A 14,681-nucleotide genomic window follows, 5' to 3' on the forward strand; every position below is an offset into this window, starting at 1 on the left:
CGGGCCGCCGCCGAGTACGTTCACCTGCGGGTCAGGAACGGCCCGTGAGAGACATCCAGCGCTTGTACTCGCTCGAGGCCTTCGGGTTGTACCCGGTGAACAGGTCCGAGCGGATGTAGCCGTCGGTCTCGTCGAAGTAGCTCTCGTAGGCGATCCAGTCGCGGTTCTTCATCATCCAGTCGTAGACGAAGTTGATGTACTTGGGGTTGTCGCCGCCGCTCGCGGGGTTCGCGCGGGCGATGCCCCACTCGGGCAGGACGAACTTCTTGCCGTGCTGCTTGGCGAAGTCGAGCCAGAAGTTCCAGCCGTAGGCGCCATCGCGGTGCTTGGCGATGTTGGCGTCGGTCGTGTAGCCGGGCCACCAGTCGTAGGCGTCCATGCCGATGTAGTCGACGTAGGCGTCACCGGGGTAGAACACTCGCGCGTCCGGCGTGCCGGTCTGACCGGCGCCCTCGTTGACGACCCACGCGATGCGCAGGTTCGGGCCGCCCTTGCGGATGGCGCCGACGGCCTGACGGTAGGCGGCCTTCCAGTCCTCGGCGGTGTTCGCCCAGGCGGCGGCCTTCCAGCCGGGGAGGTTCATCTCCCAGCCCAGGCGGATGTAGGCGTCGGGGTACTCCGCGGCGATGTTGCGGGCGAGCCGTTCCCACTGGGCGTTGTAGCCGCCGGCCTTGGCCGTGGCGAGGTTGCCGTCGTTGGGCCACAGCGGCACACCCACGTCGAGGGTGCCCCGGTAACCGGCCGGGATGCGCTCGTTGTCCATGAACCACGTGCTCTGCATGGAGTTCCAGGACTCACGGCTGGGGAACACGGTGATGACATCGACCTTGCGACCGCGGTTCTGCTCCCACTTCGTCACCTCACCGGCCCGGTTCATCGGGTACATGCCCGAGTCCCAGTACATGCCCGAGAGGGCGCCCGCACGGCCCTTGGGCTGTCTCTTATACCAATCTGACGCTGCCGACGAATAGAGAGGCGTCGTGGGAGCCGGGTTGGTCGGAGCCGGGTTGGTCGGAGCCGGCGTCGAGGCGTTGCCGATGCGGGTCACCACGAGCGAGGAGAGCAGGCCCGAGTCCACCTTGCCGATCCACTTGAGGTCGAGACGTCCGTCGGAGACCTTCGTGCGGAACGTGCGGTCGTAGGCGGTGTCCTTGCCCGCGGCCTTGAAGATGTCGACGTCGGCGAGCACCTTGTCGCCCTCGGCGTACACGTCGAAGACGCGCTGCCCGGCCTTGGTCCACCAGCCCTCGCGCATCTTGAGCGTCACCTCGTACGTTCCGTTGGCCACGGGGCGCGTGAGGGTGTTCATGCGCACCATCTCGGGACGGTACAGCTCGGCGTCCTTCGTGTTCTTGATGGTGGCACCGTCCCAGTAGGACAGCGAGTAGTCGCCGCGGTCGAACCCGGAGGCCGCCTCGTAGGTGTTGCCCGCGCTGTCCTTGACTGCGTGGGGGTTGACGCTCATCCGGCCGACGACGGTCCGCGTCTCAGGCGTCGTGGGCGCGGGGGTCGGGCTCGTCGTCGGAGCCGGCGTCGTCGGCGTGGGTGCCGGGGTCGTCGGCGCGTCGGCGATACGGGTGACCTCGAGGGCCGAGAGCAGCGCCGAGTCCTTCTTGGCCGGGAAGGCGAGGTCGAGTCGGCCGTCCTTGACCGTGACGTCGAAGCTGCGGTCGTAGGCGGCGTTCTTGCCCACGGCCTTGACGATGTCGATGTCGCTGAGCTTGGTGGCCCCCTCGGCGGTGACGCCGAACACGCGGGCGCCGGCCGATCCCCACCACATCTCGCGCATCTTCAGCGTGACGCGGTAGGTGCCGTTGTCGACGCGGCGCGACCACGTGTCGAAGCGGACGAGCTCGGGGTAGTAGAGGCGGGAGTCGGCGGCACCCTTGATCGTGCCGGAGGTGAAGGACTGCGAGAAGTCGCCCTTGGCGAAGCCGCTGCGGCCCTCCCACTTCTTGCCGTCGGAGGTGGTCAGGGCGTCGGGGGCGACGGTCATGCGGAAGGTGTCACCGACGGCGGCCTGTGCCGCGTTCGTCGTGAGCACCGCCGAGGTGGCGGTCGCCGAGAGGGCGAGCGCGACGACGGTCAGCACGGAGGCAGGGCGAAATGGCGCGAATGTACTCATGTGGCGGGTTCTTTCGGCAGGGTGGTTCGAGACGCCTGCCCATCGGCCCCGCGCCGAGCGCACCTGAGTGCGTTACCTCGAACTCGTCACGATCGGGTCAAGAGCCGGTGACGACCCGTGCCCCGGCTGTTCGTCAATACCGCGCCGACACAACCGATCCGGTGCCGACGGCCTGCTGGCCACGCATCCGCCGCACCTCGAAGATTTCGTGCGTCCGGCGTCGACCCGCTCCGAGATGACCACCACCCGAGACGCGAGCCGTCCGAATCCGGACGTCCGCCCTCACCCGGGGAGGACCTCGGCGACCGGCGCGAGCGCGGTGCCCCAGCCGTACACGGCGAGCATGGCGTCGACCCGGTCCGGCGCCAGGGTCTCGGGGCCGGTGCGCAGTTCCTCGTCGATGGCCGCGCAGAACGCCGCGCGGTCCTCCGGCGTCTGCACCATCACGCCGTCCGGCAGACCGTCCAGACCGGACGCCCCGACGACGGTCGACACCGACGGCAGGCCGTGGGCGACGTATTCCAGCAGCTTGATGCGAGAGCCGCCGCCCTCGAGCAGCGGTGCGACACCGAGGCGTGCGCGTTCGAGCAGCGGGGTCATGCTCGGCACGTCGGCCTCGACACGAACCCCGGGCGCGGCCTCGAGGCGGGCACGGAACGACTCCGAGGGGTTGCGACCGGCCACCGTGAGCACGACGCCGGGGTGTGCCTGCGCGAACGCGGCCCACTCCTCGCTCTCGACGAGCCAGAGGATGCCGTTGACGTTGGGGCGCCAGTCGAGCGCGCCGGTGAAGAGCAGTTCGGTGCCGTGCGGGTTCTCGGCCAGGGCCTGCTCGCGCCGCGACACCGCAGGCGGCGTGACTCCGTTGCGGGCGACCGCGACCTGCGGGGCGCCGTCCTCCAGCGCCACCCGGCCGTCGTGCTCGGTGCACACGACGGTGGGATGCGCGGCACCGACCGTCTGCTCGAGCCGGCGCAGGAGACGGGTCTCGATCTGCGCTGCGACCTTCATCGGGCCGGACTCGGCCTCCGCGCGCTGGCGCATGAGGTCGGACTCGACGTTGTGCGTGCTGAGCACGACCGGCAGATCGGCGGGAAGCAGGCTCGTCACACCGAACAGGCACGTGTGGTCGACGACGGCCGCACGGAACGGGCCGAGCGTCGCCAGGGTGTCGGTGACCCCGTCGACGAGCGCCGCACCGCACGTGCGGGGGGCGCCGATCGAGCGGTAGCGAGTCAGCGTGAGGGCATCGGCGAGCCGCGAGCGGGCGGGGGCCGCACGCAACGGTTCGAGGACGACCTCACCGTCGTCGAGCAGGCGCACTCCGGTGACCCCCGTGGGCGCGACGACGACGACGTTGGCGCGGCCCGCGAGCCACTTCGCGAGCGCCAGGGTGCGCAGCATGCCGCCGGAGGTGGCGGGCTCGCCGAACTCCTTGGTGACGAGAAGAATCGGTCCACGCGCGTCGTGACCGGCGTGGCGGCCGGGCGTCTCGGCGACGGCGGTCTCGGTCATCCGGCGATGGGCGACCTCGTCACCGCCCACGAACGCCCGCCCCGTGAGCAGACCGGTGGCCTGAGCGCGAAAGAGCGGCGCCATCTCGCCGTCACGGAGGCGCTCGCGCGCCGAGCGGGCGAGGTAACCGGCCGCGAGGGTCCCCGACATCACGGCCGCGGGGACGCCCGGGTGGTAGCGGCGTACGTAGTTGGTGAACGAGGCCCCCTTGAGCCGCATCATCTCGGCGGACGGAGCCCCGGAACCACCCGCACCGTGCGGGACGACGACGTCCGCGCGCAGGATCTGCCGCAGCCCGGCGCTGCGCGCGCGCCGCCCGAACGACATGTCCTCGGAGTACACGAAGAACGACTCGTCGAACCCGCCGAGGCGACGGAACTGGGCCGTACGCACGGCCATGCAGGCGCCGGTGGTCCAGTCGACCGACAGGCGCTCCCCGCGGGCGGGTTTGCCGTACACCCCGACGCGGGGCCACCGCTTGTGCAGGCCGGCGGCGTAGGCGGCGGTGCGCCACACGTCCGGCTCCCACCCGGCCACGCCGATCTCGGGCTCCCCGTCGACACCGGTGACCGTCGCGGCGTGCGAGGCGGAGACGGGGTCGGCGTCGAGTCCTTCGACGAGAGCCCGCAGGTCGGCGACCTGTGGGCGGGAGTCGGGGTTGACGAAGACGACGTACTCGGCCTGCGAGGAGAACGCGCCGAGGTTCGCCGCCCGCGCGAACCCCACTCCCCCGCCGTCGCGGTAGCGCACCTGCGGCCTGTCGGCGGCCCACTGCTCGAGTCCGTCGACGCCGCGTCCGTTGTCGACGATCGCGACGGGCACCTCCGGCCCCCACATGTCGACGAGCGTCTCCACGTGTGGACGGCTGCGGTAGGTGACGAGGACGACCTCGTACGTGGGCGGGGTCGTGCGTCCCCGGACGTGCCGGGTGGCGTCGAAAGCGGTCATGGCCCTTCCCCCAAGGTCCTCGAATGCTGCTGCCGGAGCGCTCAACCCTAGCCCCACCAGGACGCCCCGCGGCAACCGCGTTGGGATGCACACGAATCGCGAGATCACCGGGGCAGCGTGAACATCGTTGCTGCAGTAATGTGTCCATCAGGTCCAACGACCAGGTCGGACGTTCGGTCGCTCTTGGTGGCACGTCATGGGTGGCTGCGATCCCGCTCGGTCGCTACAGTAGGACCGCCGTCCAAGTCGGTCGTCCGTTCTTCCGGGTCGCAAGCCCGGCGCGCAGGACGTCGTCCGAGTCGGGCGTGAAGGGGAATCCAAGGGGAAACCGGGGGCTGAGGCAAACCGCACCGCGCCTCAGGCTGTGTCTGAAATTGGGAGGGTCGTCTTGTCCATTCACGAACGCGAAGCCGCCACGCGCCCGGCGCACCGTCGTGCGCGACGCCCGCGTGTCGCGGTCGAGCGTGTGCAGGTGCCCGGGGGAAGCACCGCACACGGGCCGTCGATCGACGGCGACATCTTCTCGGTCGCCTCGCGCGCCGGGTCGTGGTCGCAGAAGTACCTGCACCGGCTGGTCGCCTTCGACCTGCTGACCGCCTTCGTCACCGTCGGCCTGGCCCTCGTCTTCGGTCCGGGCCGCGCCGACATCAACTCCACGTACATCGTCGCGAGCCTCGTGATGCCGCTGCTGTGGATCGTCGCGCTGGGTCTCTCCCGCGCGTACGAGCGCCGTTACCTGGGCGTCTCCGAGGAGGAGTACCGCGCGGTCGGCCGCGCGGTCGTCGGCCTGCTCTCACTCCTCGCCATCGGCGGCCTGTTCGTCAAGGCGCAGTGGAGCCGGCTGTACGTCATCACCCTCGTCGTCGGCCTGTTCGCGCTCGGCCTGCTCGTGCGCCGGGCGATGCGGCACTGGCTGCACCGCAACCGTCGCGAGGGCAAGCTCATGCAGCGCACGGTCGTCGTCGGCCGCGCCGATGCGGCCGCCGAGCTCATCCGTAACATCAAGAACTCGCCCGACCAGGGCCTCGACGTCGTCGCGGTCTGCACCTCGGGCCTCGACACCGACTGGAACACCACCTCGGCCATCGAGGGCGTGCCGGTCATGGGCACCTCGGTCGACGCCGTCTCCGCGGTCGACCTGTGTGACGCCGAGGTCGTCGCGGTCACGAGCCACCCCGAGCTCGCGGGCAAGGGCCTGCGACGCCTCGCGTGGGCGCTCGAGGAGCGCGATGTCGAGCTCGTCGTCTCCACCGGCCTGCTCGACGTCGCCGGTCCGCGCCTGTCGCTGCGGCAGTCGGCCGACATGTCGCTGCTGCACATCGAGCGTCCGGCGGCCACCCGCCGTTCGGTCATCCTCAAGAGCCTCATGGACCGCACGCTGGCCGCCATGCTCGTCATCGCGCTCTCGCCGGTGTTCATCGCGATCGCGCTGGCGATCAAGTTCACCTCCCCCGGCCCGGTGTTGTTCCGTCAGAAGCGCGTCGGGGTGGGCGGCGAGTTCTTCACCATCTACAAGTTCCGCACGATGGTCGTCGACGCCGAGAAGCAGCTCACGTCGCTGCTCGCCCACAACGAGGGCAACGCGGTGCAGTTCAAGATGAAGAAGGACCCGCGTATCACGCCGATCGGCACGTTCCTGCGCCGCTTCTCCCTCGACGAGCTGCCCCAGCTGTTCAACGTGCTCATCGGCAACATGTCGCTCGTCGGCCCGCGCCCGCAGAGCCAGGCCGAGGTCGAGCAGTACGAGCCCGATGCCATGCGTCGTCTGCACGTCCGTCCCGGCATGACCGGCCTGTGGCAGATCAGCGGCCGCAGCGATCTCGACTGGGAGCAGTCCATCCGGCTCGACCTGCGGTACGTCGACAACTGGTCGCCCATCGTCGACCTGCAGATCCTCTTCCGCACGTTCAAGGCGGTCGTCACGAGCAACGGCGCCTACTGAGGCGCTCACCGCTCACTCGCGAGGGGCGGGACCACCGAAGTCCGGTGGTCCCGCCCCGCGTGTTCTGTGCGGTGGGATTCACGTGTGGAAAGGCCGACTCAGAGGGCCCGAACCTCCTCGGGCGTGAGGTGACCCAGGCCGAGATCGGCCGGCAGGCGTCGGCCCTGGGCACGAAAATCGGTGTCGAGGACGATCGAGGCCATGGAGATGATCGTGTCGATGGCCGGGGTGGGCACGCCCACCTGGCGCGCGAGCTCGGAGGCGAAGACGAGGCCGTAGGGCACGTCCTCGGTGAGATAGCGGAACTCGAGCGTCGTCGGCGCCCGGGAGCCCCTGAACCCGATGCCGTGGTTGTAGCCGTAGAGGTAGTCGGGCCGAGACATGTAGCCCTGCCGGAATCCGATCTCGGGGTCGGGGAGGACGTCGACGCCGAGAGCGCGGCCCAGCGCGATGCGTTCGCCGTCCACGGCCTCGATGAGGCGGGAGGAGGCCGGCGTCACGCCGTCGGTGTAGAAGAGGAAGCCGCCGCCGTTCTCGATGCGGCAGGCGTTGAGCAGCATGATCGCCGGGTGCAGCACGGGGTTGCCGTTCTGCAGAGTGGTCTGCAGGACGTTGCCCGCCGCCTCCATGTACGGCCACACCCGCTGGAGGCGCTCGAGGATCTCCGATGTTCGGCTGCTGGGCAGCGCGGCGACGTACACCCCGTCCTCGACCTTGGTGGTCACCCGGACGACACCGGGCTCGACGAGCCGGCAGCCGTAGGGCAGGGTGCTCGTCTCGCCGATGAGGTGGCTCTCGTCACGCAGATCGACACCGAGGGCCTGCTTGAGGACGATGGCGCCACAGCACGCCGCGGGCAGCGCGACGAGGGCCGCGTCGGGGGTGAGCCTCCCCCGTAGCTCCTCCCCCATCGCCTCGTGGGCGTAGGCCGGCCCGACGACGAGCACGAGTTCGGCGCCCTTGACGGCCTCGTCGAGATCATGGCCTGCGTACCGGATCGGCGCCGTGCCCTCGAACTTCACGAGGCCCCGGATGTGCCCCGTCTCGGCGATGGCCGCGATGTTGTCGGTGAAGCGGGGAAAGTCCCACATCGCCACGTCGTGGCCCTGCTGGGCACAGTCGAACGCCGCGGCGGTCGCCCCGTTGCCGGATCCCATGATCGTCACGCGCATGCGTCACACCCCTTCTGGTCGATCGTCCTGATATCGACCGAGCCTAGGCGTCGCAGCCGGTCCGCGGACCTCCCCGCGGTGCCGGACGTGCCTCGGCGCCGGTCACCTGTGGGTGGTCGGCGCCGAGATCGGGCGGATGTCTGCTCAGAGGTTGCCGCGCAGCTCCTGCTCGCGCTCGATGGCGGTGAAGAGGGCCTGGAAGTTGCCCTTGCCGAACCCGAGCGAGCCGTGGCGCTCGATGAGTTCGAAGAACACCGTCGGGCGGTCACCGAGGGGGCGGGTGAAGATCTGCAGGAGATAGCCGTCCTCGTCGCGGTCGACGAGGATGCCGCGCTTCTGCAGTTCCTCGATCGGCACCCGGACCTGCCCGATGCGCTCCCGCAGCTCCGGGTCCTCGTAGTAGGAGTCGGGCGTGGCGAGGAACTCCACTCCGTTGGCGTGGAGTTCGTCGTACGTGCGGAGGATGTCGTTGGTCGCGAGGGCGAGGTGCTGGGCGCCCGGGCCGGCGTAGAACTCGAGGTACTCGTCGATCTGCGAGCGCTTCTTGCCCTCGGCCGGCTCGTTGAGGGGGAACTTCACGCGGTGGTTGCCGTTGGCGACGACCTTGCTCATGAGCGCGGAGTACTCGGTGGCGATGTCGTCGCCGATGAACTCGGCCATGTTCACGAAGCCCATGACCCGGTTGTAGAAGTCGACCCACTCGTCCATCTTGCCGAGTTCGACATTGCCGACGACGTGGTCGAGCGCCTGGAACAGGCGCTTCGGCGACCCCTCGCGCTTCTGGAACGTGGACGTCTTCTCGACGTACCCGGGCAGGTAGGGGCCGTCGTACTTCGAGCGGTCGACGAGGGTGTGGAGGGTCTCGCCGTAGGTGGCGATCGTCGCGAGGCGCACGGTGCCGTGCTCGTCGGAGACGTCGTGCGGTTCTTCGACGACGGTCGCGCCGGCCTTCTTGGCCTGGGCGATGCACTTGTCGACGTCGGGCACCTCGAGCGCGATGTCGATGACGCCGTCGCCGTGACGGCGGTGGTGGTCCATGAGCGGGCTGTCGGGCTTGACGCCGCCCTTGAGGACGAACCGGATCGAGCCCGAGCGGAGCACGAACGCCTTGTGGTCACGGTTGCCGTTCTCGGGGCCGGAGTACGCCTCGAGGGTCATGCCCCACGCCGACTGGTAGTAGTGCGCCGCCTGGGTGGCGTTGCCGACGACGAACACGACGGCGTCCCAGCCCGTGACCGGGAACGGGTCCTGCTCGGCGTCGTAGTCGACGAGTCCGACGAGTTGCTGGAGCTGTTCGGGCGAGAGGTCGGCCTCCCGCTCCTGCTCGGTGAGTTCAACAGTCTCTGACATGCGTCCGAGTGTGGCGCAGATCGCATTCACGGTCCCCGGAATCCGGAGAATCCCGCCGGCGGCGATCGACGAGCAGTCGTCACGCGCGACGAAAGGACGACGCCGGGGGCCGACCGTCGAACGGTAGGCCCCCGGCGTCACCGGCCGGGTGTCAGCTGCAGCCGCTGGTGGAGCCGCAGCCCTCGCAGACGTAGCAGCTGCCGGCGGGGCGCATCTTCGTACCGCACGTCATGCACATCGGGGCGTCGGCGGCCTTGCCCTGGAACTTCTCCATGAGCTCGGCCGAGGAGTGCACGTCGGCGTCGGCGGCCTTGACGGACGCGGCCCCGGCACCCGAGGTGACCTCGACGTGGCGCGCGGTCTCGACTCCGGAGTGCGTCGTCTTGGGCGCGGCGGTCTGGCTGTAGTTCTCCAGCTCCTCCTCGTAATCCTCCTCCTCGTCGCCCGAGGTCGCCGGCGCGTACGAGCCCGTCTCGATCTGACGGGCGCGCTCGTCGGCGGAGTGGATGCCCATGAATGAGCGGGTCTCGAAGTCGAGGTAGTCCAGCGCGAGGCGGCGGAAGACGTAGTCCATGATCGACTGCGCCATGCGCACGTCCGGGTCGTCGGTGAGTCCGGCCGGCTCGAAACGCAGATTGGTGAACTTCTCGACGTAGGTCTCCAGCGGCACGCCGTACTGCAGCGCCACCGACACGGCGAGGGAGAACGCGTCCATGAGACCGGCGAGGGTCGAGCCCTGCTTACCGAACTTGAGGAAGATCTCGCCCAGACCGTCGTCGGGGTAGGAACTCGCCGTGAGGTAGCCCTCGGCGCCGCCGACCGTGAACGACGTCGTCACCGAGTTGCGGCGCTTGGGCAGGCGCTTGCGCACCGGCCGGTACTCGACGACCTTCTCGACGATCTGCTCGGCGATCTCCTCGGCCTGCTTCTTGTTCTCGGTCGAGAGCGGCTGACCCACCTTGCAGTTGTCGCGGTACACCGCGAGCGCCTTGAGGCCGAGCTTCCAACCCTGGAGGTAGACGTCGGCGATGTCGTCGACCGACGCCGACTCCGGCAGGTTGACCGTCTTGCTGATCGCGCCGGAGAGGAACGGCTGGCAGGCGGCCATCATGCGCACGTGGCCCATCGGGGAGATCGCCCGCTCGCCCATGGCGCAATCGAAGATCTCGTAGTGCTCGGTCTTGAGACCGGGGGCGTCGATGACGTGACCGTGCTCGGCGATGTACTCGACGATCGCCTCGATCTGCTCCTGCTGGTAGCCGAGCTTGGTGAGCGCACGCGGGATCGTCAGGTTGACGATCTGCATCGAGCCGCCACCGACGAGCTTCTTGAACTTGACCAGCGAGAAGTCGGGCTCGATACCGGTGGTGTCGCAGTCCATCATGAAGCCGATCGTGCCGGTCGGCGCGAGCACCGAGGCCTGGGCGTTGCGGAACCCGTTCTTCGACCCGGTGGTGACGACCTGCTCCCACGCCTTGGTGGCGGCCCGGTGGACGTCGGCGTCCATCTCGTGCAGCGTGCGCACCGCGTCGTTGGCGGCCTGGTGCTTGCGCATGACCCGCAGGTGGGCGTCGGCGTTGCGGGCGTAGCCCTCGTACGGGCCCACCACGGCGGCGAGCTCGGCGGACCGCTTGTACGCCGAGGCCGTGAGCAGTGAGGTGATCGACGCGGCCAGGGCACGGCCACCGTCGGAGTCGTACCCGTGGCCGGTGGCCATGAGCAGTGCGCCGAGGTTGGCGTAGCCGATGCCGAGCTGGCGGTAGTCGCGCGTCGTGGCGCCGATGGCCTCGGTCGGGAAGTCGGCGAAGCAGATCGAGATGTCCATCGCGGTGATGACGAGCTCGCTGACCTTCTGGAACGTCGCCGCGTCGAACGTGTCGTCCTCGCGCAGGAACTTCAGCAGGTTGAGCGAGGCGAGGTTGCACGAGGAGTTATCGAGGCTCATGTACTCCGAGCACGGGTTGCTCGCCGTGATGCGGCCCGTCTCGGGGTTGGTGTGCCAGTCGTTGATCGTGTCGTCGTACTGGATGCCCGGGTCGGCGCACTCCCACGCCGCCTTGGCGATCTTGCCGAAGAGCTCGCGCGCGTCGACCGTGTCGATGACGTCGCCGGTCATGCGGGCACGCAGCCCGAACTCGGTGCCGTCCTCGACCGCGCGCATGAACTCGTCGGTGACGCGCACCGAGTTGTTCGCGTTCTGGTACTGGACCGAGACGATGTCCTTGCCGCCGAGGTCCATGTCGAAACCGGCGTCCCGAAGCGCGCGGATCTTGTCCTCCTCGCGCGCCTTCGTCTCGACGAACTCTTCGATGTCGGGGTGGTCGACGTCGAGGACGACCATCTTGGCCGCACGACGGGTGGCGCCGCCGGACTTGATCGTGCCCGCCGAGGCGTCGGCGCCCCGCATGAAGCTCACCGGCCCGGAGGCGGTGCCGCCGGAGGAGAGCAGCTCCTTGCTCGAGCGGATGCGCGAGAGGTTGAGGCCGGCGCCGGAGCCGCCCTTGAAGATGAAGCCCTCCTCCTTGTACCAGTTGAGGATCGACTCCATCGAGTCGTCGACCGCGAGGATGAAGCAGGCGCTGACCTGCTGCGGGCTCGCGGTGCCGACGTTGAACCACACCGGGGAGTTGAAGCTGAAGACCTGGTGGAGCAGAGCGTGGGTGAGCTCGTGCTCGAAGATCTCGGCGTCCTCCTCCGTCGCGAAGTAGCCGTGGCGCTTGCCGGCGGCGACGTAGGTGAGCACGACCCGATCGATGAGGGTCTTGAGCGAGCGCTCGCGCTTCTCGGTACCGAGGGCGCCGCGGAAGTACTTGGTCGTGACGATCGTCGAGGCGTTGACGCTCCAGAAGTCGGGGAACTCGACCCCGCGCTGCTCGAAGATCGTCTCGCCCGTCTTCCAGTTCTGCTGGACGACGTCGCGCTGCTCCCACGTCACCTCGTCATAGGGGTGGACGCCGGGCGTCGTGAAGATGCGCTCCACGGTGATGCCCTTGGTCGCGCGCTTGCGGGAGTTGGCCCGCGTGCCCGTGGTCTCCGTCATGTCTGCTTCCTCCGACGACGAGTTGAGGGGTGGGAATGCGATAGGTCTACTGCGGTCGGCGTGGGACGCCGACCCTGGAACGGTGGTCTCGTGGGGGCCTAGGTGCGGGCACGGACGGGATCGGACTCGGGAGCGGCAGGCCGCGGCCCCGCATCGCGATCGAGCCGGAGGAGGGCGATCGCCGCCTCGAAGTCCTCCAGCGTCTCGAAGTTCTGGTACACGCTCGCGAAGCGTAGATAGGCGACCTCGTCGAGCTGGCGAAGTGGTCCGAGCACCGCGAGACCCACCTCGTGGGCATCGATCTCGGCCTGTCCCGTGCTGCGCACCGTCTCCTCGACCTGCTGAGCGAGATAGGCGAGCGCGTCCTCGTCGACCGGGCGGCCCTGGCAGGCCTTACGCACGCCCACGACGACCTTGGTGCGGCTGAACGGCTCGGTGACCCCCGAGCGCTTGATGACGGTGAGGCCCGCCGACTCCGTGGTGGTGAATCGGCGACCGCAGGCGCCGCACTGACGCCGACGGCGGATGACGACACCCTCGTCGGCGAGTCGGCTGTCGACGACACGACTGTCGGTGTGACGGCAGAACGGACAGTGCACGGCGACTCCTCTCCACACGATCGATGCCCCTCCCCGACGACGCCCGCCGACACGTGGTGCGGTCGTCGGAGATGCGGGACCCAGGAGGCGATCGGGATCCTGCCGGACCCGCCGCACCTTACCTCAGACCCCTACATGTGGGAGAAGCACACTGCTGTAACTACTACATGTGGGATCGTAGGGCCCGAGAGCCTTCGAGACAAGCTCCGGCGCGTCGCGCCCGCCGGCCCGTGCGTCGAGGCTCGGAATGCCTCCGTGGCGGCCAACGGCTCGGTACCTCAACGCAATTCGACGCGCTCGCACGGCGGCCCGAACGAACTTCCCCGACACGAGGAACCCCCGACTCCCGGACCGCCCGAGCAGCCTCGGGACACGCCTCCGGCAGCCTACGCGGCACCTGGAGGCACCGGCCCGCGATCCCCGGCATGCCGGGCGTTCCCTGACCAAGACTTGACCTTGCGCGCCGTGCCCGGCGCCCGAGCCGCATGACCGCGGTCAGTCACGACCCGGGATGATCAGCGCCTGACCGGCCATGACCGAGCGGCTGCTGAGCCCGTTGGCGAGGGTGATTCGCAGCACTGCGGCCTCGAGCGGCACCATCGGCAACTCGTCGGCCGCGATCTGGCTGAGTGTCTGCCCCTGCTCCACCGTGACGGCGTGCGTGGGCGGCAACACCGGAGCGGTGACCCGCGACCAGGCGAGCAGAGCGAAGAGACTCACCACTCCGAACACGGCCAGCGTGCGCACCAGCCTGCCCCGGCGGGTGAGTCGCAGCCGACCCGGCGCGGATGCGCGCTGGACGCCTTCGCCCTCACGCACGACGCGAAGATGACGCGGCCGCGACGGCGAGATGTCACCGTCGTGCGGACGCCCCCGAAGCGGCCACGCCACCGGGATCTGCGCTGCCTCGATCGTCATCGGCCTCTCCTTCTGTCGGTCGCCTGCGAGGGCGTTCATCTGCGTTCGAACATTCACCGCGGTCACGGCACACCACCTCGAGTGGCGACCCAACGACGTCGCAGACGGATTCCGAGCACATGTTCTTCGAACTCACTTACGAGTATCACCGACGTGCGACACGCTGTCCACACCTGTCGCACATGTGTTTGAAACATCTGTGCGATGAACCGTAGGATGCCCATACAGGTAGTGGAACAGCCACCACCGACAACCCTTCGCCCCCGACGAATGTGCAGGTCAGCCGGCATTCCCGGCGCTGTCGGAGTTTCGCAGCAGAGAGAGGACGCCCCCGTGGAGAAGGTCCGCACGATCCGCCACCGCGACACCCCCGGGCTCACCCCGCGCCAGCGCAAGGTCCTCGACTTCATCCGTGTGTCGGTGGACTCACGCGGCTACCCCCCGAGCCTGCGCGAGATCGGCGAGGCGGTCGGCCTCACCAGCCCGAGCAGCGTGGCCCACCAGCTCTCCGCGCTCGAACGCAAGGGCTACCTGCGCAAGGACCCCAACCGGCCGCGCGCCCTCGAGATCGTCGCTCCCCCGCCGGGTGCCGACGCCGCGGCGATCGCGCAGGCCATCGTCAACGGTCACGACGAGACCGGTGTACGCGACGCCCGGCCCGAGCCCGCCTACGTGCCCATGCTCGGGCGCATCGCGGCCGGGGTGCCGATCATGGCCGAGGAGATGGTGGAGGACATCTTCCCGCTCCCCCGAGAACTCGTCGGTGACGGGCGGCTGTTCCTGCTCAAGGTCGCGGGCGACTCGATGGTCGACGCGGCGATCTGTGACGGCGACTGGGTCGTCGTGCGCTCTCAGCCCACGGCCGAGAACGGTGACATCGTGGCCGCCATGATCGACGGCGAGGCCACGGTCAAGACCTTCAAGCGTCGCGACGGCCACGTGTGGCTCCTGCCGCACAACCCCAGCTACGACCCCATCGACGGTGACGAGGCCACCGTGCTCGGCAAGGTCACGGCAGTCATGCGCAGCGTGTGACGCCTCTGCTCACGGGGTCCGTGGCACGTGGCCCACG

Annotated in this window: 9 protein-coding genes; 2 read left to right on the forward strand and 7 right to left on the reverse strand. The window is 69.1% G+C overall.

The features are described from left to right. Positions 1-31: 31 nt before the first annotated feature. Positions 32-2,125 carry a malectin domain-containing carbohydrate-binding protein gene (locus tag BN1197_RS16040; RefSeq protein WP_040161854.1) on the reverse strand — a complete coding sequence of 698 codons (2,094 nt, stop codon included), beginning with the start codon at positions 2,123-2,125 and terminating at the stop codon, positions 32-34. A gap of 282 nt (positions 2,126-2,407) precedes the next feature. Then, positions 2,408-4,588 (reverse strand): glycosyltransferase, encoded by a 2,181-nt coding sequence (locus BN1197_RS16045; RefSeq protein ID WP_040161856.1) that lies wholly within the window; start codon positions 4,586-4,588, stop codon positions 2,408-2,410. A 472-nt stretch (positions 4,589-5,060) separates the two neighbouring features. Here BN1197_RS16045 and BN1197_RS16050 point away from each other — a divergent pair, with 472 nt between their 5' ends. Beyond that, entirely contained in the window at positions 5,061-6,530 is a 1,470-nt protein-coding gene (locus tag BN1197_RS16050; protein ID WP_040162203.1) for a sugar transferase, read from the forward strand. 98 nt (positions 6,531-6,628) lie between these two features. Here the strand turns inward: BN1197_RS16050 and BN1197_RS16055 are convergent, their stop codons facing one another. The 5 genes from BN1197_RS16055 to BN1197_RS16075 all read right to left on the reverse strand — a co-directional run bounded on the left by BN1197_RS16055 (position 6,629) and on the right by BN1197_RS16075 (position 13,609). Next, positions 6,629-7,702, reverse strand: a complete 1,074-nt coding sequence (locus BN1197_RS16055) for an NAD/NADP-dependent octopine/nopaline dehydrogenase family protein (protein WP_040161859.1) — start codon at positions 7,700-7,702, stop codon at positions 6,629-6,631. A gap of 144 nt (positions 7,703-7,846) precedes the next feature. Then, positions 7,847-9,052 carry a 4-hydroxyphenylpyruvate dioxygenase gene (hppD, locus tag BN1197_RS16060; RefSeq protein ID WP_040162205.1) on the reverse strand — a complete coding sequence of 402 codons (1,206 nt, stop codon included), beginning with the start codon at positions 9,050-9,052 and terminating at the stop codon, positions 7,847-7,849. A 151-nt stretch (positions 9,053-9,203) separates the two neighbouring features. Then, positions 9,204-12,092 carry a vitamin B12-dependent ribonucleotide reductase gene (locus BN1197_RS16065; RefSeq protein ID WP_040161862.1) on the reverse strand — a complete coding sequence of 963 codons (2,889 nt, stop codon included), beginning with the start codon at positions 12,090-12,092 and terminating at the stop codon, positions 9,204-9,206. 98 nt (positions 12,093-12,190) lie between these two features. Next, complete coding sequence (nrdR, locus tag BN1197_RS16070; protein ID WP_040161865.1) at positions 12,191-12,691, reverse strand: transcriptional regulator NrdR; 501 nt, start codon at positions 12,689-12,691, stop codon at positions 12,191-12,193. 495 nt (positions 12,692-13,186) lie between these two features. Further along, entirely contained in the window at positions 13,187-13,609 is a 423-nt protein-coding gene (locus BN1197_RS16075) for a LysM peptidoglycan-binding domain-containing protein (protein WP_141397315.1), read from the reverse strand. A 333-nt stretch (positions 13,610-13,942) separates the two neighbouring features. On the opposite strand from BN1197_RS16075, the gene lexA reads away from it, so the two are divergent. Then, complete coding sequence (gene lexA, locus BN1197_RS16080; protein ID WP_245851981.1) at positions 13,943-14,644, forward strand: transcriptional repressor LexA; 702 nt, start codon at positions 13,943-13,945, stop codon at positions 14,642-14,644. Positions 14,645-14,681: the final 37 nt, after the last annotated feature.

Origin of the sequence: Mobilicoccus massiliensis, from assembly GCF_000826525.2 — a bacterium.
Classification (GTDB): Bacteria; Actinomycetota; Actinomycetes; order Actinomycetales; family Dermatophilaceae; genus Mobilicoccus; species Mobilicoccus massiliensis.

Coding starts and splice junctions, on each gene's coding strand:
- BN1197_RS16040 (WP_040161854.1), bottom strand. CDS start 2,125: ATGAGTACATTCGCGCCATTTCGCCCTGCCTCCGTGCTGACCGTCGTC.
- BN1197_RS16045 (WP_040161856.1), bottom strand. CDS start 4,588: ATGACCGCTTTCGACGCCACCCGGCACGTCCGGGGACGCACGACCCCG.
- BN1197_RS16055 (WP_040161859.1), bottom strand. CDS start 7,702: ATGCGCGTGACGATCATGGGATCCGGCAACGGGGCGACCGCCGCGGCG.
- hppD (WP_040162205.1), bottom strand. CDS start 9,052: ATGTCAGAGACTGTTGAACTCACCGAGCAGGAGCGGGAGGCCGACCTC.
- BN1197_RS16065 (WP_040161862.1), bottom strand. CDS start 12,092: ATGACGGAGACCACGGGCACGCGGGCCAACTCCCGCAAGCGCGCGACC.
- BN1197_RS16075 (WP_141397315.1), bottom strand. CDS start 13,609: ATGACGATCGAGGCAGCGCAGATCCCGGTGGCGTGGCCGCTTCGGGGG.